The following is a 24,955-nucleotide window of genomic DNA, read 5'->3' as shown; positions in this document are numbered from 1 at the left end:
GACCTCACGGCACCGCCGCCGCAAGCGTGCCGGCGGGCGTCCAGCCGCCGCCGAGCGCCTGGAACAGGCTGCTCGCCGCCAGCAGCTTGTTGAGCCTCACCGTGACCAGGTTCAGTTCAGCCGTAAACAGCGTCTGCTGCGTCTGCAGCACTGTGATGAGATTGACCGTGCCACCGCGCAGCTGCGTCTCCGAGACCTCGAACGCCTTGCGTGAGCTCGCCACCACATCGGACTGCAGGCGCTCCTGCAGCGTGTACTGTTGCAGCGCGATCAGCGCCTTCTCGACATCGGCGAAGGCCGACAGCACCGCCTTGCGATAGGCCTGCAGATTTTGCAGTTGCTGGCCCTTGGCGAGCTTCAGTTGGCTTTCGAGCAGGAAGCCGTCGAACAGCGGCTGCGTCAGGCCGGCGGCGAGCGTGTAATACCAGGCGCCCGGAGCAAACAGCGAGGCGAGCGCCGCGCTCTGGAAGCCGGTGGTGCCGGTCAGCTGGATCTGCGGGAAGAACGCCGCGCGCGCCGCGTCGACGCTGAAATTGGAGGACGCGAGCTGCGCCTCAGCTTCGCGGACGTCAGGCCGCTGATAGAGCAGTTCCGACGGCATTCCCGGCGTCACTCGCGGCACCGCGATCTGCGTTGTAGAGCCGCCGCGCACCGTGAAATTGGCCGGCGCACGCGCCACCAGCAACGCCAGTGCGGCGGTGTTTTGCCCCAACGTCACCTCGAGCGGCGGGATCGCCGCGCGCTGCGTGGCAACCAGCGCCTCCTGCTGCGACAGATCGAGCTGCGAGGCGGTACCTCCGGCGAACTGCGACTTGATCAAAGCGAGGATGCGCTCGGCCGCCGCCAGATTGCGCCGGGTAGCCTTGATCTGGTCCTGCGCCGCCAGCACCTGGAAATAGGTATTGGCGACCGTTGCCATCGTGGTCAACGCGACCACCTCGCGATTGTAGCGGGCGCTGGTGGCGCTCTCTTCCGACGCCGACAGCGTAGCGCGGTTCTTGCCCCAGAAATCCACGATATAGCTCGCGCTGAGCCCGAGGCTGTATTGCGAAAACGTGCCGCTCCCGCCAAGCGACGAGCTGGATCCCGTTGCCACACGCTGACGCTCGGCATTCGCCGATCCCGAGATGGACGGCAGCAGCGCGGCGCCGGAAACGCCGACCTGGGCGTCGGCCTGGACGATCTGGGCGATCGCCACCGCGATGTCGAGATTGTAGAGCTGCGCGGATTCCATCAACCCGGTCAGCTCGGGCGAGCGGAAGCCGCGCCACCAGGCGAGCGCCGGAACCGCCGCATCGGCATCGCCCTTGGCGGCCGCGCGATAGCTCGCCGGCACTTCGAGACTGAGCTCGGGCTTCTCCGCCCCGGGAATGCACCCGGACAGACCAAGGCTGAGGCCACCGAACGCCGCCACGCGCAGCAACCGGGCCGGTTTCCGCAACACCTGAAGATTTCGCAATGCTGCAACTGTCGGCATTTACTCGCCCGGTTGAAGTGAGGAGCCCGGCATCCGCATGGCGCCGCCGCGGCGGACGCGCTGGGCCCACAGCCGGAACCGGTCGAGATAGAGGTAGATGACCGGCGTCGTGTAGAGGGTCAGGACCTGGCTCAGGAGCAGCCCGCCGACGATGGCGATGCCGAGCGGCTGCCGCAGCTCGCCGCCGTCGCCCATGCCGATGGCGAGCGGCACCGCGCCAAGCAGCGCGGCCATGGTCGTCATCATGATCGGACGGAAGCGCAGCAGGCACGCCTCTCTGATCGCCTCGAGCGGCTCCAGCCCGCGCTTGCGTTCGGCCTCCAGCGCAAAGTCGATCATCATGATGGCGTTCTTCTTCACAATGCCGATCAGCAGGATGACGCCGATCAGCGCCATGATACTGAACTCGGTCTTGAATGCCATCAGCGCCAGCAAGGCGCCCACACCTGCCGACGGCAATGTCGACAGGATTGTCAGCGGATGGACGAAGCTTTCGTAAAGCACACCAAGCACGATGTAGATCGTGACCAGCGCAGCAAGGATCAGGAATGGCTGGTTGGCGAGTGAATCCTGGAACGCCTTCGCGGAGCCCTGGAAGGTGCCCCGGATCGTGGCCGGGACGCCGATCCGGTTCATGGTCGCCTCGATGCTGCCGACCGCGGTGCTCAGCGACATGTTTGGCGGCAGGTTGAACGAGATGGTGTTGGCGACCAGCAGCCCCTGGTGATTGACCGCAAGCGGCGTCGCGCCCTCCTTGAAGGCGGCGACGTCCGACAGCGGGATCATGGTCTCGCTGCTGGTCGAGACGGCCGAACCGGTCGAAGCCACGCCCTTCCCGGTCGACCCGATCGAGTTGGTGGCCTGATTGCGCGCGGCCTGGGCATTGGCCGAATTGGCGGCGCTTGAAGTCCCCGGCGCCACCACGGTCCCCGCCACCGCGTTGGTGGCCTGCGAGCCGCCGACCGATCCGCCCGACGTGCTGATATAAACGTCCTTCAGCGTCTGCGGGTTCTGCCAGTATCGCGGCGCGACCTCCATGATGACATGGTACTGGTTGCGCGCGACATAGATCGTCGACACCTGCCGCTGGCCGAAGGCGTCGTAGAGGGTGTTGTCGATCTGGCTGACCGTGATGCCGAGCCGTGCCGCGGCGTCGCGGTCGATCACGAGATCGGACTCCAGGCCCTTGTTCTGCTGGTCGCTGTTGACGTCGGCCAGGTTCGGATCGCGCTGCAGGGCCGCCGCGATCTTCGGCGTCCATTCATTGAGCTCCTCCAGCGTCGATCCCTGCAGCGTGTACTGGTACTGCGCGTTGGACTGCCGTCCGCCGACCCTGATGTCCTGCACTGCCTGCAGGAACAGGCTCGCGCCGGGCACCACCGACATCTCACGGCGCAGCCGCGAGATCACGCCGTCGGCGCCAATCTTGCGCTGGTCGAGCGGACGCAGTGAGACGAACACGAAGCCGGAATTGGTTTGTCCGCCGCCGGTGAAGCCAACCACCGTCTCCACCGCCGGATCGCGCTTGATGATGCCGACGAACTGCGCGAGCTTCTGCTGCATCAGCTGGAACGAGACGCTCTGGTCGGCCTGGATCGAGCCGACCAGCCGCCCGGTATCCTGCTGCGGGAAGAATCCCTTCGGGATCACGTCGTAGAGATAGAAGTTGAGGCCGAACACCGCCGCCAGGATCAGCATCACCGACAGCGGATGCGCCAGCGCCGCGGTCAGCGTCCTGCGGTAGAAATTCAGCATCGCCTCGAAGAAGCGCTCGCTGGCCCAATAGAGCCGCCCGTGGCTGCCTTTGTCCGGCTTGAGCAGCACGGCACACATCATCGGCGTGGTCGAGAGCGAGACCGCGAGCGAGATCAGGATCGAGATCGAGATCGTCATCGCGAATTCGCGGAACAGCCGGCCGACAATGCCCTGCATCAGCAGGATCGGGATGAACACCGCAATCAGCGAGACGCTCATCGACAGCACCGTGAAGCCGACCTCGTTGGCGCCCTTCAGCGCCGCTTCGAGCGGGCTCAAGCCGTCCTCGATGTAGCGGGTGACGTTCTCCAGCACGACGATGGCATCGTCGACCACGAAGCCGGTCGCGACCGTCAGCGCCATCAGGGACAGATTGTCGAGGCTGTAGCCGAACAGGTACATCGCCCCGAAGGTCGCAACCAGCGACACCGAGACCGCCACGACGGGAATGAATGTGGCGCGCGCACTGCGCAGGAACGCGAACACCACGATAATGACCAGCAGCACGGCCAGGACGAGGGTCCGCTCCACGTCCCTGAGCGAGGTGCGGATGGTGGTCGAGCGGTCCACGGCAAGGCCGATGTCGATCGCCGGCGAAATCGAGGCTTGCAGCTGCGGCATCAGCCCCTTCACCAGGTCAACGGTGCTGATGATGTTGGCGTTCGGCTGGCGGTAGAGGATGAGCAGTACCGCAGGCTTGCCGTTGGCGAGCCCGGCGTTGCGCAAATTCTCGACGCCGTCGGTCACCTCGCCGACGTCGGAGACGCGGACCGGCGCGCCGTTGCGGTAGGCCACGATCAGCGGCTTGTAGTCGTCGGCCTTGTTGGCCTGGTCGTTGGCGTAGACCTGGTAGCGCTGGTCGCCGACATCGATGCCGCCCTTCGGGCTGTGGGCGTTGGCACTCGACAGCGCCGCCCGGACATCCTCCAGCCCGATGCCGTATTTGTAGAGCGCCTGCGGGATCAGATCGACGCGGACGGCGGGCAGCGAGCTGCCGCCGACCACCACCTCACCGATGCCCTCGACCTGCGACAGCTTCTGCGCCAAGACCGTCGACGCGGCATCGTAGAGAGCGCCGCGCGTCAGCGTATCCGACGTCAGCGTCAGGATCAGGATCGGCGCATCGGCCGGATTGACCTTGCGGTAGGTCGGATTGCTGCGCAGGCTGGTCGGCAGATCGGCCCGCGCCGCGTTGATCGCGGCCTGCACGTCGCGCGCCGCGCCGTCGATGTCACGATTGAGGTTGAACTGCAGCGTGATCCGGGTCTGACCGACCGAGCTCGACGAGGTCATCTCGCTGACGTCGGCGATCTGGCCGAGATGCCGCTCCAGCGGGCTGGCGACCGTGGTCGCGACGTCCTGCGGGCTGGCGCCGGGCAGCGTCGCCTGCACCGAGATGGTCGGAAAATCCACCTGCGGCAGCGGCGACACCGGCAGCTTGAAGAACGCGACAATGCCGGCGGCCGCAAGTCCGAAGGTCAACAACGTGGTTGCGACCGGCCGGCGGATGAAGGGCGTTGACGGATCCATGGCTCAACGCGACCCGCTCGCCTCGCCGACCTCGTCCGACCGCCCGGCAAACCGCAGCGCGAGGCGATCGAACCAGAGATAGATCACCGGCGTCGTGAACAGCGTCAGCAGCTGACTGAGCAAAAGGCCACCGACGATGGAGATGCCGAGCGGATGCCGCAGCTCGGAGCCGGCGCCGCTGCCGAGCATCAGCGGCAGCGCGCCGAGCACTGCGGCCATCGTCGTCATGATGATCGGCCGGAACCGCAGCAGGCAGGCCTGGTAGATCGCCTCGCGCGGCGGCTTGCCCTCGTTGCGCTCGGCATCGAGCGCGAAGTCGATCATCATGATCGCGTTCTTCTTCACGATACCGATCAAGAGGATGATGCCGATGATCGCAATGATCGTGAGATCCTGCCCGGCCATCATCAGCGCCAGCAGCGCGCCGATGCCGGCCGAGGGCAGCGTCGACAGGATGGTCAGCGGATGGATGAAGCTCTCATAGAGCACGCCGAGCACGATATAGACCGTGATGATCGCGGCCAGGATGAGGAAGAGCTGGTTGGAGAGCGACGACTGGAACGCCAGCGCCGCGCCCTGGAAGCTCGTGATCATGCCGAGCGGCTGGTTGATGTCGGCCTGCGCCTGCTTGATCGCGGTCACCGCGCCGCCGAGCGAGGCGCCCGGCGCCAGATTGAACGACACGGTCGCCGACGGGAATTGGCCGAGATGCGAGACCTGCAGCGGCGCGGTCTCGACCCGCATCTTGGCCATCACCGACAGCGGCACCGGCGTCGAGCCCACCGACGACGGCAAATAGATCGACGACAGCGAGTCCAGCGAATTCTGCAGCGACGGGTCGGCCTCCAGGATCACGCGGTACTGGTTCGAATTGGTGAAGACGGTGGAGACGATGCGCTGGCCGTAGGAATCGTACAGCGCATTGTCGATGGTGGCCGGCGTGATGCCGAACCGCGCGGCCTGGTCACGGTCGATGTCCACGAACACCGAGAGCCCCTGCGCCGAGATATCGCTGGTGACGTCGCTGAGCTCGGGCAATTCCCTGAGCTTGTCGACCAGCTTCGGCGTCCATTCCGCAAGCTCGTTCGGATCGGCATCCTGCAGGATGAACTGGTACTGCGTCCGGCTCACCGTGCCCTCGATGGTGAGGTCCTGGACCGGCTGCATATAGAGCGTGATACCGGTCAGCGCTGCCGTGCTCGCCTTGATCCGGTCCATGATCGTCGCGACGCCGGCCTTGCGCTGCTCATGCGGCTTCAAATTGATCAGGATACGGCCGCTGTTGAGCGTGGTGTTGGTGCCGTCGACGCCAATGAAGGACGACAGGCTCTCGACATCAGGATCCTTCAGGATCGCGCTGGCGAGCCGCTGCTGCCGTTCGGCCATCGCCGCATAGGAGACCGATTGCGGCGCCTCTGAGATCGCCTGGATCACGCCGGTGTCCTGCAGCGGAAAGAATCCCTTGGGGATGACGATGTAGAGCAGCGCGGTCAGACCGAAGGTGGCGAGCGCGACCAACAGCACCAGCGGCTGGCGATCCAGCACCCAGTTGAGCATCCGGGCATAGATCGCGATGACGTAATCGAACCCTTCCCGGCTGAGCCGCTGGAAGGTGTTCTCGCGCGTCATGCTTTCGGGCTTCAGGAGCTTGGCGCAGGCCATCGGCACCAGTGTCAGCGACACCACGGCGGAGATCAGGATCGTAACCGACAGCGTGATCGCGAATTCGCGGAACAGGCGGCCGACGACATCGCCCATGAACAGCAGCGGGATCAGCACCGCGATCAGCGACACCGTCAGCGAGATGATGGTGAAGCCGATCTGCTCGGAGCCGCGCAGCGCCGCCTCAAGCGGCGACTCACCCTCCTCGATGTAGCGCGAGATGTTCTCGATCACGACGATGGCGTCGTCGACCACGAAGCCGGTCGCGATCGTCAACGCCATCAGCGACAGATTGTTCAGACTGAAGCCGAACAGGTACATCGCCCCCAGCGTGCCGACCAGCGACAGCGGCACCGACAGGCTCGGGATCAGCGTGGCGCGGGTCGAGCGCAGGAACACGAAGATCACCAGCACGACCAGCACCACCGCGAGCGACAGCTCATATTCGACGTCGCGCACCGAGGCGCGGATCGTGACGGTCCGGTCGGTCAGGATGTTGAGGTCGATCGCGGCCGGCAGCGTGGCCTGGAGCTGTGGCAGCAGCGCCTTGATGCCCTGGACCACTGAGATGACGTTGGCGCCGGGCTGGCGCTGGATGTTGAGGATGATCGCCGGCGTCTCGTTCATCCAGGCGCCGAGCTTGTCGTTCTGCGCGCCGTCGATGACGTTGCCGACGTCGCTGAGGCGGACCGGCGAGCCGTTCTTGTAGGCGATGATCAGCGACCGGTAGTCGCTCGCGTTGCGGATCTGGTCGTTGGCATTGATCGTGTAGGCGCGCATCGCGCCGTCGAAATTGCCCTTCGGCGTGTTGACATTGGCGTTGCCTAGCGTGGTGCGGAGATCGTCGATGTTGAGGCCATAGGCCGCGAGCTTGCGGATGTCGGCCTGGATCCGCACTGCGGGCCGCTGGCCGCCGCTGATGCTGACGAGGCCGACGCCGGGCAGCTGCGAGATCTTTTGGGCCAGCCGCGTGTCGACGAAATCGTTGACCTGCGTCAGCGGCATGGTCTTCGAGGTCAGACCGAGCGTGAGGATCGGCGCGTCGGCCGGGTTGACCTTGGCGTAGATCGGCGGCGCCGGCAGGTCCGACGGCAACAGATTGCCCGCGGCATTGATCGCGGCCTGCACCTCCTGCTCGGCGACGTCGAGCGAGATCGACAGGCCGAACTGCAGCGTGATCACCGACGAGCCGGCCGAGCTCACCGAGCTCATCTGGTTCAAATTCGGCATCTGGCCGAACTGCACCTCGAGCGGCGCCGTCACCGACGAGGTCATCACGTCGGGGCTCGCACCCGGATAGAAGGTCTGCACCTGGATGGTCGGATAATCGACCTCCGGCAGCGCCGCGACGGGGAGGAATCTGAACGCCAGCATGCCCGACAGCATGATGGCGATCATCATCAGGGTCGTCGCCACCGGCCGCAGGATGAATGGCCGAGACGGGTTCATTTCGTCTGCCCGTCCTCGGAACGCTTGCGGTGGCCGCCTCCCGCCTTGTCGGGTTCGGCGCCGCCCTCTCCCTTCGCCGCGCCGTTCGCGCCACCCGTCGCCGCGCCCTTGGCCGCAGCGGCCGGGTTCGCGCCATCGGCGGCGGAGCGCACGATCACCTTGGCGCCCTCGCGCAGCTTGTCGGCGCCGTCGATCACGATGTGGTCGCCGGGCACAAGCCCCGTGAGCACCTCGACCCGGTCGCCATCGGTGACGCCGAGCTTGACCGGGCGCACCGAGACCGTGCTGTCGGCGTTGACGAGATAGACGAAGGTGCCGGGGACGCCGCGCTGGATGCCGGCCGTCGGCATCGTGGTGGCGTCCTTGTGGGTATCGAGCAGCAGGCGGATGTTGACGAACTGGTTCGGATACAGCGTGCGCTTGTCGTTCTCGAACTGGGCGCGCAGCTTGATCGTGCCGGTGGTGGCGTCGATCTGGCTGTCGAAGGTCTGCAGCGATCCCTCGGCGAGCTTGTTGGCGCCGCTGCGGTCATAGGCCGCCGTCGGCAGCTTGGCGCCTTCCTTCAGCCGCTTGGCGACCGCCTGCAGATTGTCCTCCGGCAGCGTGAACAGCACGCTGATCGGCTCGAGCTGCGTGATCACGACGAGGCCGTTGGTGTCGCCCGGCGTCACATAGTTGCCGAGGTCGACCTGGCGCAGGCCGACGCGTCCGTTGATCGGCGACACGATGTGGCAATATTGCAAATTCACCTCGGCGGACTTCACCGAGGCGCGGTCGGCTTCGACAGTGCCCTGATACTGCGCGACCAGTGCGACCTGGGTATCGAGCGTCTGGTGCGGCACCGCGTTCTGCGTGGCGAGGTTCTGGTAGCGGGTGAGATCGACCTGGGCACCCTTCAGCTGCGCCTCGTCGCGCGCCAGAGTGCCCTTGGCCTGCGCCAGCGTCGCCTCATAGGGCCGCGAATCGATCTCGGCGATCAGGTCGCCCTTCTTGACCTCGTCGCCCTCCTTGAAATCGATCTTCATCAGGTAGCCGCTGATCTGGCTCCTGATCGTCACGGTGGCGAGCGACGTCACGGTGCCCAGCGCATTGAGGCTGACGCCGATATCGCCCTTGCCGACCGTCTCCGGGACGATCGACATCGGCGCGGCGTTGCGGCCGCCGCCGGCCTGTTGCGGCGGGCTTTGCTGGCGCGTCCACCAGACGATGCCGGCAAGCACCGCCAGCACGAGACATCCGGTCAGAATCCCTCGGCCGCGCGACGTTCGCCTGACCGGCTCGGGCGCGATGATCGACGGGTCTTTTATATGCTGGTCCATAACTTGCCCACGAAGAAACACGAAAGAGCTCGCGCGGCTCTATGTGTCCCCTGAGATCCACGCGCGCCACATTCGGGAAGCATTTTGATCGCTTCCGCCAGACAAAGCGCGTTAAGAATCGGAAAGGAAAGTCCCTCCTTCCCGGTCGGCCGCTGTCTCCCGCTGGATTGTGGCTATTTTACCCGATCGTTTGTAACCAGGGCAACACGATCAGCAACAATCCGGCAAAGTAGATCGCGCCGAAGATCAGCCCGAATTTCCAGAAGTCGCCTTTGCCGATATAGCCGCTGCCGTAATACATCGGCGCCGGTCCCGTGGCGTAGGGCGAGATCACGCCCATCAGCCCGAGCGAATAGACGCAGAGCAGCATCAGGGTCTGCACCGAGAGGCCGGGAATACTGGAGCCGACGGCGAGCACCACCGGCAGCACGGCGGCGGCGTGCGAGGTGATGCTCGAGAAGAAGTAATGGATCCAGAAGAAGAACGAGACCAGCAGGATCATTCCGACGAACGGCGACATCCCGGCAAGCGGCTTAGCGTAGCCCTCGGCGACCCATTTGATGAAGCCGATTTCGTTGAGGCCCGACGACAGCGTGAGCAGCGAGGTGAAATAGAAGAATACCTCCCACGCGCTCTTCTCGGCGACGATGTCCTCGAACGCGATCACGCCCGTGAGCAGCATCAGCGAGATGACCACAAACACCACCGTGGTCGCGTTGATGAAGTTCGAGCCGAGCAGCGGCACGCTGATATTGGGATTGGAGCCGCAGATCCACAGGAACATCGCGAGCAGCACCAACACCGCCATGATCCATTCGTGCCGCGACGGCGGGCCCATCTTGGTGAGCTCGCCCTCGCTCCAGGTCACGATCTCCGGGCTCTCCTTGATCTCGGGCCGGCAGATCACGTAGCTCAATAGCGGCACCAGCAGCAGCAGAAGGATACCGAGCGGCGCGAAACCGATGAACCATTGCGACCAGCCGACCTCGATATTGACGAGCTTCTTGGCGATCGAGAGCGCGGCGGCGTTCGGCGCCAGCGCGGTGAGGAACAGCGAGCTGGTGACGGCCGTGGTCGCAAACGCCGTCCACATCACGAAGGTGCCGATCTTGCCCGCGGTCGGACCGGGCTCGGAGCCATAGATGCGCGGGATGTTGCTGACGATCGGATAGATCGTGCCGCCCGAGCGTGCGGTATTGGACGGCGTTGCCGGTGCCAGCACGAGATCGGAGAACGCCACCGCATAGCCGAGCCCGATGGTGCGGCGGCCGAGCCCCCGCACCAACAGCAGCGCCAGCCGGCGGCCGAGCCCGCTCTTGCGGTAGCCGATCGAGAACACGAAGGCGCCGACGATCAGCCACACCGTGCTCTCGGAAAAGCCGCCGAGCATCCAGCGCAGCGACTTGTTCGGATCGGGCTCGACATAGCCGCCGACGCCGGCGACCGTCAGGCCGATCAGGCCAACCGCGCCGACCGGCATCGATTCCAGGATCAGCCCGGTGATCACGGCGGCGAACACCGCGAAATAGTGCCACTGGTTGGCGTTCAGCCCCGCCGGCACCGGGACCAGATAAATCACCAGCCAGACCAGCAACGGCGCAAATGTCCGCCATGACCACTTCATGCAGCGTCCCCCTCAGCTGTGTCGATTGTCGGGCGTGCAAACCGCCATGTCCCGGACGGCGGCGCCATCTTTTTGTTGCAATGTAGCACGGCCGCGCAGTCCGTCTCGGGAAACTGCAGCCGAACGGCGCGGCTTGTGGAGGAACCGGCGCGTCTCGTCAACACCGTGCGACACCCGAGGGGCCCCCCATCGCAAGACCACGCACGCTTTGCTATTCTCGTGACCATGACGTCACGAGACTCCGCCTCCTCCGAAATCACGCCCGAGGTGCTGCTGCGCGCCTATGCCTGCGGCATCTTCCCGATGGCGGAGAGCGCCGACGACCCGACCCTGTTCTGGGTCGAGCCCGAATTGCGCGGCGTGATTCCGTTCGATGGCTTCCGTATCGCCTCCCGCCTGGCGCGCACCGTGCGCTCGGATGTGTTCACGGTCACCGTCGATACCGCGTTCAAGGCCGTGATCGCCGGCTGCGCGGCACCGCAGCCCGGCCGCGACGACACCTGGATCAACAAGCGCATCCGCGATCTCTATCTCGGGCTGCACGCGTCAGGCCATTGTCACAGCGTCGAGGTCTGGCAGGACGACAATTTGGTCGGCGGGCTCTATGGCGTCAGCCTTGGCCGCGCCTTCTTCGGCGAAAGCATGTTCCACACCACACGCGATGCGTCGAAGGTCGCACTGGTGCATCTGGTGGCACGGCTGATCGCGGGCGGGTTCGAGCTGCTCGACACGCAATATGTGACCGAGCATTTGAAGACGTTCGGCGCGATCGAAATCTCGCGGCGCCGTTATCGCGCGCTGCTCGACAAGGCGATCACTGGCACGCCGGCGGATTTCAGCAAGCTCGATGCCACGCAACCGGTGAAGGGCGAGCAGGCGCTGGCGATCATCGCGGCGCGAAATTAAGGGCTGGTGTCCCGGACGCGGTGCAGCGTGTAACGCTGCTCCGCAGAGCGCGGACCCATCTCACTCATTCCCATCGGAAGCATAGGCCCCGGCCCAGCAGCGCATCACTTCGCGCTGCGTTGCGTCCGGGGCACGAGACCGCGTCTAGTTTCCGAACAAGCCGCCGAACAAACCGCCCGGCCGCTGCTGCTGGGGCGGCGGAGGTGGCGGCTGCTGGTATTGCGGCAACGGCTGCGGCGGCGGACGCGGCGCGGCTTGCTTCGGCGGCGCGCGCTTCTGGGCTGGCGGCGGTGGCGGCGTCGGTGCCTTCGGCGGGTCGGGCGCGGCGGTCACGATGGTCTGGTCCGGCCCTTTGCAGTCGGTCAGCCAGATGTCGTAGATCGGATGCTCGACACCATGCAGGCCAGGGCTTGCCGCGAACATCCAGCCCGAGAATATCCGCTTCACCTCGCCCTGCAGCGTGATCTCGTCGACCTCGACGAAGGCGTCGGTGTTGGCGGCTTCGGTCGACGGCCGCGTGTAGCAGGCATCGGTCTTCACCCGCAGCGCGCCGAACTGCACGGTCTCACCGATTTCCTCGTCGAAATTGATGATGCGGCCGGTGATCTTGTCGAGGCCGGAGAAGCTCGCCTTCTTGTTGGTGATCTTGGTCGAGGGCGGCTCCTGAACCACCTCGTCGCCCGGCTGCAGCGCCGCCGGCGTCTGCGGCGGGGTGCCCTGTGGAGCTCCCTGTGGCGTCCCCTTGGGCTGACGCTGCCCCGGCGGCAGGCCGGGCAAGGGATTTGCGCCGGGCGGCGTATTGGCAACGGCAGGACCGCCGGGCTGCGGCGGCTGCACGGCAACGCCGGGCTGGGTGCCCGGCGGAGCGACCGTGGTGCCGGGCGGCGGCGCCAAAGGTTGCGACTGCACGCTGCCGGGCGGCGGCACCGCCTGCCCTGGCGGCAACGCCCGCGGCTGCGTCGGCAGCAGGCGGCCACGCGGCAATTCCGGCACTTCCTCGTCGTCGTCGCTGGGTTGCTGCACCTGACCGCGCGGAATCGAGCCGGGCGGACGCGGCGCGGGATCGGAGAAAATCGTTCCGATCTGCGCGCGCGCAGGCGGCGCAAGCGAGATGGTTGAGGCGGCAATCAAGGCCGCAAAGCCAGTCAGGGCAATGGTTCGAAGCATCTCGCGCGGCTTTAAAAGGCGAATCGGGCTCGCGACAGTGTACCTTGATATCGGCCGCTCGCAGGTCACCGGTTAACACGCCGAATACGGCGGGGAAAGGGCGGGTCCGGCGCCCTCCCCGGCGCTCTGGCCAGCCACTGGTAAGCCCTGGGGACACGTGGGATAGTCCGCACGCTAAAGCCGCGCGGCGACGCGCGAAAATCAGGAAAATCCGGATCGAACCGGACCAGCCAGAGGAAACCCAGACATGCCCGATCGCATCAGGCTCGACGGCCGGGTCGCCGTCGTCACCGGGGCTGCCGGCGTCATCGGAACCGCGACACTCCATCTGCTCGCCGAACGGGGTGCGCGGATTGTCGCAGTCGACCGCAGGGAGGCCGATCTGTCGGCGGCCATCAAGGGGCTGCCGGCCTCGGCCGAGGCGCTGGCAATCGCAGCCGATGTCACCAGCGAGGATGAGGTCAAGGAGTATGTCCGCGCCGCCGTCGACCGCTTCGGCACCATCGACGCCTTCTACAACAACGCCGGCATCGAAGGCGACATCAAGCCGATCCCGGAATATTCGCTGGAGAGCTTTCGCCGGGTGCTCGACGTCAATGTCGTCGGCGTCTTCCTCGGCATGAAGCATGTGCTGCCGGTGATGCTTAAACAGAACAAGGGCAGCATCATCAACACTGCCTCGATCGCGGGCCTCGTGGGATCGCCGATGATCGCGGTCTATAGCGCGAGCAAGCACGCGGTGATCGGACTGACCAAGAGTGCGGCCTGGGAATGCTCCGGCACCGGCGTGCGCGTCAATTGCGTCTGTCCCGGCATGATCGACAGCCGCATGCTGAGCACGATCCTGCAGGGCCGCAGTGGCGGCAACGCGCCGCCGCCTGTCGAGAAGATCGTCGACCGCATCCCGGCGCGCCGGCTCGGGCTTGCAAGCGAGGTCGCCTCCATCGTCGCGTTCCTTGCCTCCGACGAGGCGAGCTACGTCTCCGGCTCCGCCTACACCGTCGATGGCGGCCGCACCGCCGCGTAACACTTCAGTCCAGCATCGCAAGAAGGTTTGTCGTCCATGCCCGTCGTTCTCGATCCCGATGCCGCCGCCGTCTACAAGGCCTTCCAGGAGGCTGGCCGCCCCGCCTATGAGACGCTGACCGCACCGGAAGCGCGCGAATATTACCGAGCCGCCCGCGTCGTCTCCAATCCCGAGCCGCCGGCGCTTGAATCCAGCAAGCCGCTTTCGATCCCGGCGCCGCACGGCATCATCCCGGCGCGCATCTACACGCCGAAGACACTGCGCAAGACCGACGGGCTGGCGCCGTGCCTGGTGTTCTTCCATGGCGGCGGCTGGGTGATCGGCGATCTCGATACCCATGAGGTGGTCTGCCAGAAGCTCGCCCATGAGGGCGAACTGATCGTGATCTCGGTCGATTATCGGCTGGCACCCGAGCACCGCTTCCCCGCCGCGGTCGATGACGCCGTTACCGCGACCCGATGGGTCGCCGCGAATGCAAAGGGCCTCGGCATCGACGCCGCGCGGCTGATCGTCGGTGGCGACAGCGCCGGCGGCAATCTTGCGGCCGTGGTTGCGCTCACCGCCCGTGACGGCGGACCGAAGCTTGCCGCCCAGCTGCTGATCTATCCCGCAACCGAATTCTCGCGAAAACATCCCTCGCACCGCGAGCCCGAGACCAGCATCCTCCTAACGCATTCGGTGATCGGCTGGTTCGCCAACCACTATCTCGGCGGCGCCGACGGCAGCGACTGGCGCGTCTCACCGGCGCGCGCGACAAGCTTTGCCGGACTGCCGCCGGCCTATGTGCTGACCGCCGGCGCCGATCCGCTGCGCGACGAAGGCGACGAGTACGCGAAATTCCTCAAGGACGCCGGCGTGCCCGTCACCTACCGGCATTTCCCCGGCCAATTCCATGGCTTCTTCACCATGGGCAAGCTGCTCAATCAGGCCAATGTCGCGGTGTCAGAGATCAGCGCCTGGCTGAAGACGCTGGGCTGACGGCCGCCCGGCGAGTGGCCAACCGGATCGGGGCGACGTGGTCTGGCGCCCCCCGATCATGGCTCGAAGCGGCGAGCGCAGCTTGCGGCGCTAGCGCGCCTTGCAGTTCCCCGCGTCGCGCGATAGTGCGGCCGGGCGCGCGTTCACGCCGCCGGGCACTCCAGCCATCGAGATCGCTTTGTTCACGCCTATCCTCGTCTACGGTATCCCTCTCGACTTCATCCTGTTCGCGCTGACGCTGCTCGGCGTCGCGATCTTCCATCACCACACGCTTGCCGTTGCGTTGACGGGCCTGGCGGCGATCGTTGCCTACAAGCTGTTGTTCGCGGGCTTCGCGAAGTTCGGCGCCGGCTTGCCTGGTCTCGTGCACCACATGGAGCATGAGTGGGTCACGCTCGCGAACCTGTTTCTGCTGCTGATGGGCTTTGCGCTGCCGTCGCGCCATTTCGAGGAGAGCCGCATCCCCGACAAGATGCCGGCGCTGCTGCCCGATGACTGGAAGGGCGGACTGATCCTGCTCGTGATCGTGTTCGTGCTGTCGGCCTTTCTCGACAACATCGCGGCCGCGCTGATCGGCGGCACCGTCGCGCGCCACGTGTTCCGCGGCCGCGTCCATATCGGCTACCTCGCCGCCATCGTTGCCGCATCGAACGCGGGCGGCTCCGGCAGCGTCGTCGGTGACACCACGACGACGATGATGTGGATCGACGGCGTCAGCCCGCTCACCGTCGTCGACGCCTATGTCGCCGCCGTCGTGGCGATGCTGGTGTTTGCGGTTCCAGCCTCGCTGCAGCAGCATCGCTTCTCCCCGATCGTGAAGGACGCACCGTCCGGCCTGAAGATCGACTGGGCGCGGGTCGCGATCGTCGCGATCATCCTGCTCGCTGCGCTCGCGGCTAATGTCACCGCCAATCTGAAGTTCCCCGCGCTACTCGATGCGCTGCCGGTGCTCGGCCTCGCCGTCTGGGCCGCGATCCTGCTGACCTCGCTGCTGCGCCGCCCGGACTGGTCGGTGATGCCAGAGACGCTCAAGGGCACCGTGTTTCTGCTGGCGCTGGTGACGGCGGCCTCGATGATGCCCGTGGAGAAATTGCCGGCCGCATCATGGCAGACCGCGCTCGGGCTCGGCTTTGTCTCGGCCGTGTTCGACAACATTCCGCTGACGGCGCTGGCGCTGAAGCAAGGCGGCTACGACTGGGGCTTCCTCGCCTACGCGGTCGGATTTGGCGGATCGATGGTTTGGTTCGGCTCGTCCGCGGGCGTCGCGGTGTCGAACATGTATCCGGAAGCCAAGTCAGTGGTCCGATGGATCACCCAGGGCTGGCCGATCATGGTGGCCTACGTCGTCGGTTTCTTCGTGATGCTCGCTTTGCTCGGCTGGCACCCCGACGCGCCGCATTGAGCTCGCCGTCGAGGCCGCCCTACCTCACCCGCCCGGCACAGCGATTGCGGCAGCTGGCCGCAGGCGCGCGGCTGTTCACCAACCTGCTATCGCCAATGCGGAATTTGCCATGCTGCGTTGCACAATGGACTTACGTCAAACTTGTGGAAAAGCAAGACAAATCCGTTGACATTGCTAAACTCAATTTGTCGTAACAACTTATGGAGCGTCGCATGAGTGTTAGTGCAGAAGTCCTCGCCCGCGCCCCGCTGGAACAGTTGCAGGGCGAAGTCGACACGATGAATTCGCATCGACCACGCAGCAACATTCGGCCTCTCTCACCGATGCCGGACTACGTCGAACACCGCAACGGCGTCAACGAGGTGGGCAAGCTGTCGGCCGAGGCAGTGGTGCGCGAATACGAAGCGGCGGTGAAAGAGATCGAGGCCCTTGGAACGGAACTGCAATTGGCGGCCAAGAACTGCGAGGCAATGGTGGCAGGCGTCCATGACATGATCGCGGAAATCAAGGAGTTTGCCGCAGGTTACCGCGATCAGGGCAAGCGTTTCTTCCTGCAGATCGAAGCCGTCGCGTTGATGACCACGGAGGTCAGGGATACCTGCGAAGCACTCAAGAAGAAGATCGCGACCGACACATTGAGCTAGTAATTTTCGGCTGGGGCACGTTTCGTGCTCAGCGCATTCGTGGATTTCTGCGATCGTGGGCTGATCCTGCGTGAGGTAAATGGCTGCGCTATTCCGGCGCGGCGGAACCGCTAGTTCTGTTCAAGATTAAGTCGTTCAACATCTTGCCCCGCTTCGGCGGGGCTTTTGTGCTGCGAGGGCAATCTCTGCGCGCGGCGAGTCCTCGAACGGGCCGGACCGCTGCCAATGACCGATTTAACGCGCGTCAGGTGCACGTTCGGCCAAGTCCGTTGCCGGAGGCAAAGCGGATATCGCGGACCAGCGGTCGTTAAAGTCCTTGGCCGGGAGCGTGTCCGTGCCGGAGACGGCAACGCCGTCGGTCCGGGACGCGTGCGACCTCATCGTAGCGGCGGTTGCCGTGACAGCTAGCAGGGCAACAGCCACGAACCCGGTAATCGTTCGATGCTTTGTCATTAGAACCTCCTTGGGTCCCCAATGCCCACTTAAGGTAAGTCACGGGAACCTTCGCGCCGGTTCATCAGTGCAAAAACATCATGGATCGTGTGAGATCGGACAACGAGCTTGTCCCAAACTCAAATTGCCTCTGCCGACAGCGCCGATGAATTTGGCGCCTACCCCACCCGGGCGGCCCGGCGCAGCGATTGCGGCGGCTGGCCGAAGGCGCGGATGAAGGCGCGGCGCATCCGCTCGGGATCGCGGAAGCCGGTGATCTCGGCGACGCGCTCGATCGCCTCGCCCGACGACTGCACGCGCTGCCGCGCCACCTCGATCCTGAGCCGCTCGACCGCTTTCGACGGCGTGGTGCCGGTCTCGGCGATGAAGGCGCGGGTGAAATGCCGCGAGCTCATCCCGGCCTTGTCGGCGAGGTCCTCGACCGTCAGCGGCGCGTCGAGATGCTCGCGCGCCCAGGCGAGCAGCGGCCCGAACCGCCCGTTCGGCGTCTTCAACTCCAGCAGCGAGGAAAACTGCGACTGCCCGCCGCTGCGCCGATGATACAGCACGAGCTGCCGCGCGGTGTTCTGCGCGATCTCGTCGCCGTAATCCTCGGTGATCATCGCGAGCGCGAGATCGATGCCGGCGGTGATGCCGGCCGAGCTCCAGATATTGCCGTCGCGGACGAAGATCTGGTCCGGCTCAAGCTTGATCTTCGGATAGGTCTTCACGAAATGCGGCGTGCGCTGCCAATGCGTGGTGGCGCGGCGGCCGTCGAGCAGGCCCGCTTCGGCCAGCACATAGGCGCCCGAGCAGACGCTGGCGACCCGAATGCCGCGGTCCGCCATCCGCCGCACGAATGACAGCGTGGTCGGACAGGTCGCCGCTCCACCCACGCCCATTCCGCCCGAAATGATCAGCGTGGTGATCGCCGCCGACGGCTTGAGTCCGCGCGCCAGCATCTCGACGCCGGACGAAGAGCGTACCGGCCCCGGCTTCATCGCGATCGTCCTGATCGCCGGCGCGTTGTTGGAAAGGCGCGCGGCGATCTCGAAGGCCGCGATCGGTCCGGCCGCGTCGAGCAGCTGGAAGTCCGGAAAGATCAGGATGCCGATCATCGCCAAATCCTCGCAAAGGACGTTACGTTCCGAATGGCCTTACGTCTTAAAATGAGGGAAATACGCCATTTTGGACGGAAGGCCATCATGGCATCGTGGTTCCGTCAAGCGCTATTTGGAGACTTCCGATGTCCGAACCCCTGCAGATTGGATTGCAGATCTTCCCGAAAGTGACCCAGCTCGATTTCACCGGCCCGCTGCAGGTGTTTTCGGCCGTCCCCGGCGCCAAGGTTCATCTGATCTGGAAACGGATCGAACCCGTTCCGACCGATTCCGTCATGGTGCTCACGCCGACCATGACGTTTGCCGATTGCCCGCAGCTTGACGTGATCTGCGTGCCCGGCGGGGCCGGCACCAACGACATGGTCGGCGACGAGGAGATGCTCGCCTTCCTGCGCAGGCAGGCCGCCGGCGCGAAGTACATCACTTCGGTCTGCACGGGATCGCTGGTGCTTGGCGCGGCCGGCCTGCTCAAAGGCTATCGCGCGACCACGCATTGGAGCGCGATCGATTTTCTGGCCGGCTTCGGCGCGATCCCGACGAAGACGCGCATCTGCATCGATCGCAACCGCTTCACCGGCGGCGGCGTCACGGCCGGAATCGATTTCGCGCTGACGCTGGTGTCGGAGCTTGTCGACCGCAAGACCGCCGAAGCGATCCAGCTTGGGATCGAATACAATCCCGCACCGCCCTTCAATGCCGGCTCGCCCGACACCGCGCCGGCCGAGATCCTCGCTCTGGTGAAGGAGCGGATCGCGCCGTCGCAGACCCGCCGCACCGAACAGATGAACCGTGCCGCGGCGCGACTGTCCTGAAGCAGAGCCCTTTCCGTTCCGATGGAATCGGAACGGGCTCTGGATTCTTGTATTGACGCGTTTTCTTCACGCGAACCGGGATCCACTTCGCTCGAAAACGCTTCAGGATCGCCGACAAAGAAAAAGGCCGCCCAGTTTCCCGGGCGGCCCTTCCTGTCTCACGGTAGCCTCACATTTGCGGGCGATTTCAGGACATCTGTACCGGGGGCCTATCTCCCGGCCGCATCCAACTCGGAGGCCGCTGCTTATCGGGACAGTCGCGATCTGGAGCCCGATCCGACGCGATGGTTTCCCATCTCCGTAAGATGGCTTCATTGAGCCGCGAACCCGCGCGTGGCGCAAGCGGACATGTTCGGCTGCCGCCCGTCTGTCCCCGCTGTTACCGTTGTCCACAGGCACGCACTTGCGTCACCACGCGCACGCGTGCGGTGCACGCGCGGCGTGACGCAGATGCACGTCCGAAACGGCAATGCGTGAAGGTCAGCTTCCCGGCGTCCAGGCGTGGTAGTCGCCGGTCGCCTTGGGGCGGCGACCGCTCGCCAGCGTCGAGCCGGACGGACGATAGGCCTGCGCGGTGCCGGTCATGTTCGGGAGATGCGGCTTCTCCCATTCCCGCGCCGTGTAGGTCTCTTCGGTCGGGGGCACGTCGACGGTGTGATGCAACCAGCCGTGCCAGCCCGCCGGGATGCGGGACGCTTCGGCGTAGCCGTTATAGACCACCCAGCGCCGCTCGAAATGCAGGGTCGGGTCGATCTCGCCGCCCTTGGTGCGATAGTAGCGATTGCCCTGCTCGTCCTCGCCGACCAGCTCGCCGAATCGCGAGGTCCACAATTGCGTGCCAAAGGTCTGGCCGTTCCACCAGGTGAAGAATTTCAGCAGGAATTGTTTCATGCGCGGCCGGTCGTCGGTTCGAGGCAGTCAGGCTCTGATGCCACCTCAAATCCCAAATGTCCAGCCGCCGCTAAGGTAACCGCGCACTCCCCCGAACGGCCCCGATCACGAACCCGTTTGGCGACCAAATGACGCGGTCACGGGCGGTTTTGTTCAGCCACCATACATGCGCCGCCTGCCAAGCAAAGATGACGCACAATCAATGTGGAGCGCAGGAACGTCTGACCGCAGAGATGGTTAGACATCACCTGTTTTGATGGAGTTCAAAATGATCAATATGAAGGTTCTGAGCACCGCCGCGGCGCTGGCGCTTGCGCTGCCGATGGTGATGCCGACCGCCTCGTTCGCACAGTCCGGTGCGCAGATGGGTGCGATGGGCGGCGGCGGCGGTGGCGCGCGCGGTGGCGGCGGCGGCGGCGGTGGCGGTGGACACATCGGCGGTGGCGGTGGCGGCGGCCATATCGGCGGCGGCGGCTTTGGCGGCGGTCGTGGCGCGGCCATGGGAGCCGGCCCGCGCGTTGGCGGCGGCGGCCAGTGGGCTGGCGGCGGAGGCGGTGGCCGCCAGTGGGCTGGCGGTGGCGGCGGCGGTCGCTGGCATGGCGGTGGCGGCGGTTGGCGCGGCGGCTATCACCGTGGCGGCGGATACTGGCCCGGCGCGGTTGCCGGTGCGGTGGTCGGCGGTGCCCTCGCCTCGGGCGCGTATTATGGCTCCGGTTACGGCTATGGCCCCGGATACTATGACGACAGCTACGGCTATTACGATGAACCGTCAGTCGCCGTAGAAGCCGTGCCGGGTGGTGGCGGCGACGCGAGCTACTGCGCGCAGCGCTACAAGTCCTACGATCCGGGCTCCGGCACCTATCTCGGCTATGACGGCCTGCGGCACCCCTGCCCGTAATGGCGGTCTGACGTTCAAGTTTGCGAAGGGCGGCGGCAACGCCGCCCTTTTTCATGTGCGCAAGGTTCACGTGCGCAAGGCCACCGCGACGGCTGCGAACGTCACGACCAGCGCCGCGATATCGCTGGTGCTGAGCGGCTCGCGCAGCATCGCCGCTGCCGCCAGGACGCCGACGACGGGCACCAGCAGCGTGCCGATCGATGCGGTTGCCGCCGGCAGCCGTTCCAGCGCCGCAAACCAGCAGACATAGCAAAGGCAGAACTGGATCAGCGTCATGTAGATCATCGACGCCCAGCCGAACTGCGACAGCGCGACCAGTTGCGGTTGCTCGATCAGGACGCCGACGATCGCGATCGGCACGCAGCCGATCGCAAGCTGCCAGGCCGCGAGCGACAATGGCGGCATGGCGAGCTTGAAGAACTTGGTCAGCACCGTGCCAAGCCCGACGCACACCGCGCCCGCGAGCGCAAACAGAATGCCCGGCAACTTGCCGAGGCTTGCGTCGAGACCGCCGCCGCCGATCAGCGCTGCGATGCCGGCGAGCGCCACCGCAAGCGAAAGCGCGCGCGGCAACGACACCCGCTCGCCGAGCACCGGCCAGGCCACCAGCGCGACCCATACCGGGATCGTGATCCCGAGCACGGCCGCTTCGCTGGCCCGCAGCCAGATCAGCGCCAGCCCCATCGAAGCGACCCAGCCGCCGATCGAAAGCGTCGAGACCAGGGCAAGCCGCCACCACATGCCCGGCGGAACACGCAGCGTCTGCCCCCGCGCGACCGCCACCAGACCGAGCGCGAGCGCGCCGACCACGCCGCACAACCCGCGCGAGGACAGCGGCGGCCACTCGCTCAGCAGAAATTTCATGATCGGGAAGTTGAGTCCCCAGCCGGTCGAGGCTACCACCAGGAATGCGAGGCCAAGCGGTGACAGCGGAGCGCGGCCGGCGGCTGGAACTGCGGTCATGGACCTGTCGTAAAGGGAATGGACAAATACAAGTGATGTGTCAGGGCTAGCTGGAAATCAGCTTGTCAGCAAACAGCATATGCATTCTATGATACAGACTTTCCGTCGCGGTTCCGCCTTAATCGGCAAACGGGCCAAGCGAGTCGCCGGCACGCGAGGCCATAGCAAGAGGATGCATCGTGCCGAGCGTTCTCGTGGTCGATGACGACCCGATGGTGTGCGTTGCCATCGAGGTCTGTTTGCAGCGCCAGGGCTTCGAGGTCACCGTCGCCGACGGCGGTGAGGCCGGCATGCGCGCGCTGGAGAACGGCACGTTCGACGTGATGCTTGTCGACGTCTTCATGCCGCATATGCGGGGCTTCGAGGCGATCCGGATATTCCACGAGCGCGCCCCCGATATTCCTGTGATCGCGATGTCCGGCTACGCTTTCGCCAATGCCGACCGCGCGCCGGACTTCCTGCGGATGACGATCGAGCTCGGTGCGTCCGCCTGCCTGCGCAAGCCGTTTACCCCGCAGGCGCTGATTGCCGCCGTGAACGAATGTCTGGCGAAGTACACTCCTTCCGCTCGTCTTTCGAAGTAATTGCTCGTACTAATCGTCGATGGCTTCCCAACGTCTCATCCTCGGTAGCGGCCTTGCGATCCTTCTCGTCATCAGCGCGGCGTCGATCGGGCTGGACGTCAGGTCGCGCAGCGAGATTGATTCGGTCGAGCGCACGCTCAGCATCCTCAAGCGCATTTCGGATGCGCGGGCGCTGCCGCGCAGCGTCGAGAGCGCGGCACGCGGCTTCGCGCTGACCGGCGACGCGTCCTTCGCCGACGAATTCCGCGAGCAGAGCACAGCCCTCACCGCCGCCTTCGACGGCCTGATGGCCGCGGTGAAGTCGGCGCCCGACGAGGCGCAGCTGATCACGGGCACCAGGGCAGATGTCAAGCGCGCCATCGCGCTCGGCGCCGAACTGATCCGCATGCGCAGCGCGGGCGACACCGCCGGCGCTGCGGCGCTGATCTCCGCGGGCGAGAGCCGCGCGCTGATGGACAAGGTTGGAGCGGCGCTCGACCGCCTGGTCACCGAAGAGCGCCGCCTGCTCGGGATTCGCACCGGACAGTCGAAGACCAACGGACGGCTGCTGCTGGCGATCGACCTCGCCGGCGTGGTGCTGATCCTGCTGCTTGCGGTCGCGCTGACGCTGGCGGCCCGCCGTGCCAGCCGCGAACTGCAGGGCGCGCTCAGCGCCACCAAGGCCACTAATTTGTCGCTCGAGGGCAAGGTCGCCGAACGCACCAAGGATCTCGGCGCCGCGCTCGAAGGGCTGCGCCGTTCCACCTCGGTGATGGAAACCACCTTCCGCAGCATGGCGGAGGCGGTGCTGGTGATCGATGCCGCCGGCGTCGTGCTGCTCTCGAACCCGGCCGCCGAGAAGATGCTGCGCTACAAGCCGGGCATGACGCTCCGGCAGCTGCGCGCGATGAGCAACGTTTTCCAGTCCGACGGCGAGACGCCGATGCAGGCTGACGACATGCCCTCAGCCAAGGCGCTGCGCGGCGAGGAATTCGACGGGCTGGAATTCGTCGCCAAGCCGGTCCGGGGCGCGCCACCGATTCACCTCGTGGTGTCGGGTTGCCCGCTGCGCGATGGCGACGACGCCATCACCGGGGCCGCGCTGATCTATCACGACATCACCGCCTCGCGCGAAACCGAGCACAAGCTGCAGCAGGCGCAGAAGCTCGACGCCATCGGCAAGCTGACCGGCGGCGTCGCGCACGACTTCAACAACATGCTGACTGTTATCACCGGCACCACCGAGACGCTGGTCGACAGCCTGCGCAACCAGCCGAAGCTCGCGCAAACCGCCGAACTGATCGACCGCGCCGCCGAGCGCTGCCGCGAGCTGATCCAGCATCTGCTCGCCTTCGCCCGCCGCCAGCCGCTCGAGCCGCGCACCGTCGACATCAACGGCACAGTGGTCGATATCGCAAAACTGCTGCGGCCGACGCTCGGCGAGCAGATCGAGATCGATTCGGTGCTCGCGCCCGATGTCGCCAGCGTCCATATCGATCCGTCGCAGCTTGCCAACTCGCTGCTCAACATGGCGATCAACTCCCGCGACGCGATGCCGAACGGCGGTAAGCTGCTGTTCGAGACCAGCAACATCGTGCTCGACGACGCGTATGCCGCTGTTAACCCCGACATCACGCCGGGCCGCTATGTGCTGCTTGCGGTCAGCGACACCGGCACCGGCATGTCGCACGCGGTGCAGGACAAGGTGTTCGAGCCGTTCTTCACCACCAAGGAAGTCGGCAAGGGCTCCGGCCTCGGCATGAGCATGGTGTACGGCTTCGTCAAGCAGTCTGGCGGCCACATCAAGATCTACAGCGAGGAAGGCCACGGCACCACGATCAAGCTCTATCTGCCCCCTGCCCGCGGCCAGGTCGAGGCGACGGCTCCGGAGCCGGAGCCGGTGCGGCGCGGCAGCGAAGTCATCCTTGTGGTGGAGGACGACCAGCTGGTGCGCAACTACGTCGTCACCCAGCTTGGCGCCCTCGGCTACAAGACCATTGCCGTGCCCGACGCCCGCGCGGCGCTGGCGCTGGTCGACAAGGGCGAGAAGTTCGACCTGTTGTTCACCGACGTGATCATGCCCGGCGGCATGAACGGCCGCCAGCTCGCAGACGAAGTGAGAAAACGGCGGCCCGGCCTCAAGGTGCTCTACACCTCGGGCTACACCGAGAACGCGATCGTGCATCACGGCCGCCTCGACGAAGGCGTGCTGTTGCTGGCGAAGCCTTACCGCAAGGCGCAGCTTTCCAGCATGCTGCAGCAGGCGCTCGGCGAGTGACGCGACGCCTCGACCTCTCCTCGGTTGCGGCAGGGCGATCGCAGGGGTGCGCTGCCA

Annotated in this window: 18 protein-coding genes; 9 read left to right on the top strand and 9 right to left on the bottom strand. The window is 65.6% G+C overall.

The window, feature by feature from the left end:
* Nucleotides 1-4: 4 nt before the first annotated feature.
* From V5279_RS20675 to V5279_RS20655, 5 genes are all read right to left on the bottom strand, one after another.
* Nucleotides 5-1,477, bottom strand: coding sequence for an efflux transporter outer membrane subunit (locus V5279_RS20675; protein WP_414645938.1), 1,473 nt, complete (start codon nucleotides 1,475-1,477; stop codon nucleotides 5-7).
* Entirely contained in the window at nucleotides 1,478-4,762 is a 3,285-nt protein-coding gene (locus V5279_RS20670; protein ID WP_338700481.1) for an efflux RND transporter permease subunit, read from the bottom strand.
* Nucleotides 4,763-4,765: 3 nt separating this feature from the next.
* Nucleotides 4,766-7,873 (bottom strand): MdtB/MuxB family multidrug efflux RND transporter permease subunit, encoded by a 3,108-nt coding sequence (locus V5279_RS20665; protein WP_338700479.1) that lies wholly within the window; start codon nucleotides 7,871-7,873, stop codon nucleotides 4,766-4,768.
* Nucleotides 7,870-9,192 carry an MdtA/MuxA family multidrug efflux RND transporter periplasmic adaptor subunit gene (locus V5279_RS20660; RefSeq protein WP_210297486.1) on the bottom strand — a complete coding sequence of 441 codons (1,323 nt, stop codon included), beginning with the start codon at nucleotides 9,190-9,192 and terminating at the stop codon, nucleotides 7,870-7,872. The genes V5279_RS20665 and V5279_RS20660 overlap by 4 nt, the downstream gene beginning before the upstream one ends.
* Nucleotides 9,193-9,370: 178 nt before the next feature.
* Complete coding sequence (locus V5279_RS20655; protein WP_029082175.1) at nucleotides 9,371-10,816, bottom strand: DASS family sodium-coupled anion symporter; 1,446 nt, start codon at nucleotides 10,814-10,816, stop codon at nucleotides 9,371-9,373.
* 225 nt (nucleotides 10,817-11,041) lie between these two features.
* Between V5279_RS20655 and aat the strand changes: the two genes are divergently transcribed.
* Nucleotides 11,042-11,722 carry a leucyl/phenylalanyl-tRNA--protein transferase gene (gene aat / locus V5279_RS20650; protein ID WP_166294861.1) on the top strand — a complete coding sequence of 227 codons (681 nt, stop codon included), beginning with the start codon at nucleotides 11,042-11,044 and terminating at the stop codon, nucleotides 11,720-11,722.
* 144 nt (nucleotides 11,723-11,866) lie between these two features.
* On the opposite strand, the gene V5279_RS20645 is transcribed toward aat, so the two are convergent.
* The gene (locus V5279_RS20645) at nucleotides 11,867-12,889 is read right to left on the bottom strand and encodes a DUF2155 domain-containing protein (RefSeq protein WP_338700474.1); all 1,023 of its coding nucleotides are present in this window, start codon (nucleotides 12,887-12,889) and stop codon (nucleotides 11,867-11,869) included.
* Between the two features lie 247 nt (nucleotides 12,890-13,136).
* Between V5279_RS20645 and V5279_RS20640 the strand changes: the two genes are divergently transcribed.
* The 4 genes from V5279_RS20640 (at nucleotide 13,137) to V5279_RS20625 (ending at nucleotide 16,940) form a co-directional block, all read left to right on the top strand.
* The gene (locus V5279_RS20640; RefSeq protein WP_338700472.1) at nucleotides 13,137-13,916 is read left to right on the top strand and encodes an SDR family oxidoreductase; all 780 of its coding nucleotides are present in this window, start codon (nucleotides 13,137-13,139) and stop codon (nucleotides 13,914-13,916) included.
* A 36-nt stretch (nucleotides 13,917-13,952) separates the two neighbouring features.
* Nucleotides 13,953-14,894, top strand: a complete 942-nt coding sequence (locus V5279_RS20635) for an alpha/beta hydrolase (protein WP_338700470.1) — start codon at nucleotides 13,953-13,955, stop codon at nucleotides 14,892-14,894.
* Nucleotides 14,895-15,072: 178 nt separating this feature from the next.
* Complete coding sequence (locus V5279_RS20630) at nucleotides 15,073-16,296, top strand: citrate transporter (RefSeq protein WP_338700468.1); 1,224 nt, start codon at nucleotides 15,073-15,075, stop codon at nucleotides 16,294-16,296.
* A gap of 212 nt (nucleotides 16,297-16,508) precedes the next feature.
* Nucleotides 16,509-16,940: a hypothetical protein gene (locus V5279_RS20625; protein WP_338700466.1), complete on the top strand. Its 432-nt coding sequence runs from the start codon at nucleotides 16,509-16,511 to the stop codon at nucleotides 16,938-16,940.
* Nucleotides 16,941-17,551: 611 nt separating this feature from the next.
* Here the strand turns inward: V5279_RS20625 and V5279_RS20620 are convergent.
* Complete coding sequence (locus V5279_RS20620) at nucleotides 17,552-18,490, bottom strand: GlxA family transcriptional regulator (protein ID WP_338700464.1); 939 nt, start codon at nucleotides 18,488-18,490, stop codon at nucleotides 17,552-17,554.
* Nucleotides 18,491-18,618: 128 nt separating this feature from the next.
* Here V5279_RS20620 and V5279_RS20615 point away from each other — a divergent pair, with 128 nt between their 5' ends.
* The gene (locus V5279_RS20615) at nucleotides 18,619-19,305 is read left to right on the top strand and encodes a DJ-1/PfpI family protein (RefSeq protein WP_338700462.1); all 687 of its coding nucleotides are present in this window, start codon (nucleotides 18,619-18,621) and stop codon (nucleotides 19,303-19,305) included.
* Nucleotides 19,306-19,785: 480 nt separating this feature from the next.
* On the opposite strand, the gene V5279_RS20610 is transcribed toward V5279_RS20615, so the two are convergent.
* Nucleotides 19,786-20,196, bottom strand: coding sequence for an NADH:ubiquinone oxidoreductase subunit NDUFA12 (locus V5279_RS20610; RefSeq protein WP_029082185.1), 411 nt, complete (start codon nucleotides 20,194-20,196; stop codon nucleotides 19,786-19,788).
* A gap of 268 nt (nucleotides 20,197-20,464) precedes the next feature.
* On the opposite strand from V5279_RS20610, the gene V5279_RS20605 reads away from it, so the two are divergent.
* A complete protein-coding gene (locus tag V5279_RS20605; protein ID WP_338700458.1) occupies nucleotides 20,465-21,094 on the top strand; it encodes a BA14K family protein in 630 nt (209 codons plus the stop codon).
* Between the two features lie 66 nt (nucleotides 21,095-21,160).
* On the opposite strand, the gene V5279_RS20600 is transcribed toward V5279_RS20605, so the two are convergent.
* Nucleotides 21,161-22,057, bottom strand: a complete 897-nt coding sequence (locus tag V5279_RS20600) for a DMT family transporter (protein ID WP_338700456.1) — start codon at nucleotides 22,055-22,057, stop codon at nucleotides 21,161-21,163.
* Nucleotides 22,058-22,236: 179 nt separating this feature from the next.
* Here V5279_RS20600 and V5279_RS20595 point away from each other — a divergent pair, with 179 nt between their 5' ends.
* Together V5279_RS20595 and V5279_RS20590 are read left to right on the top strand one after the other, a co-directional pair.
* Nucleotides 22,237-22,641, top strand: a complete 405-nt coding sequence (locus V5279_RS20595) for a response regulator (RefSeq protein WP_338700454.1) — start codon at nucleotides 22,237-22,239, stop codon at nucleotides 22,639-22,641.
* Between the two features lie 19 nt (nucleotides 22,642-22,660).
* Nucleotides 22,661-24,898, top strand: coding sequence for a CHASE3 domain-containing protein (locus tag V5279_RS20590; protein ID WP_338700452.1), 2,238 nt, complete (start codon nucleotides 22,661-22,663; stop codon nucleotides 24,896-24,898).
* Nucleotides 24,899-24,955 lie beyond the last annotated feature (57 nt).

The organism is Bradyrhizobium sp. 26S5 (assembly GCF_036923295.1).
GTDB classification, from domain to species: Bacteria; Pseudomonadota; Alphaproteobacteria; order Rhizobiales; family Xanthobacteraceae; genus Bradyrhizobium; species Bradyrhizobium septentrionale.
Note: the sequence above shows the minus strand (reverse complement) of the source record. Positions and strands in the feature narration are given on the sequence as shown.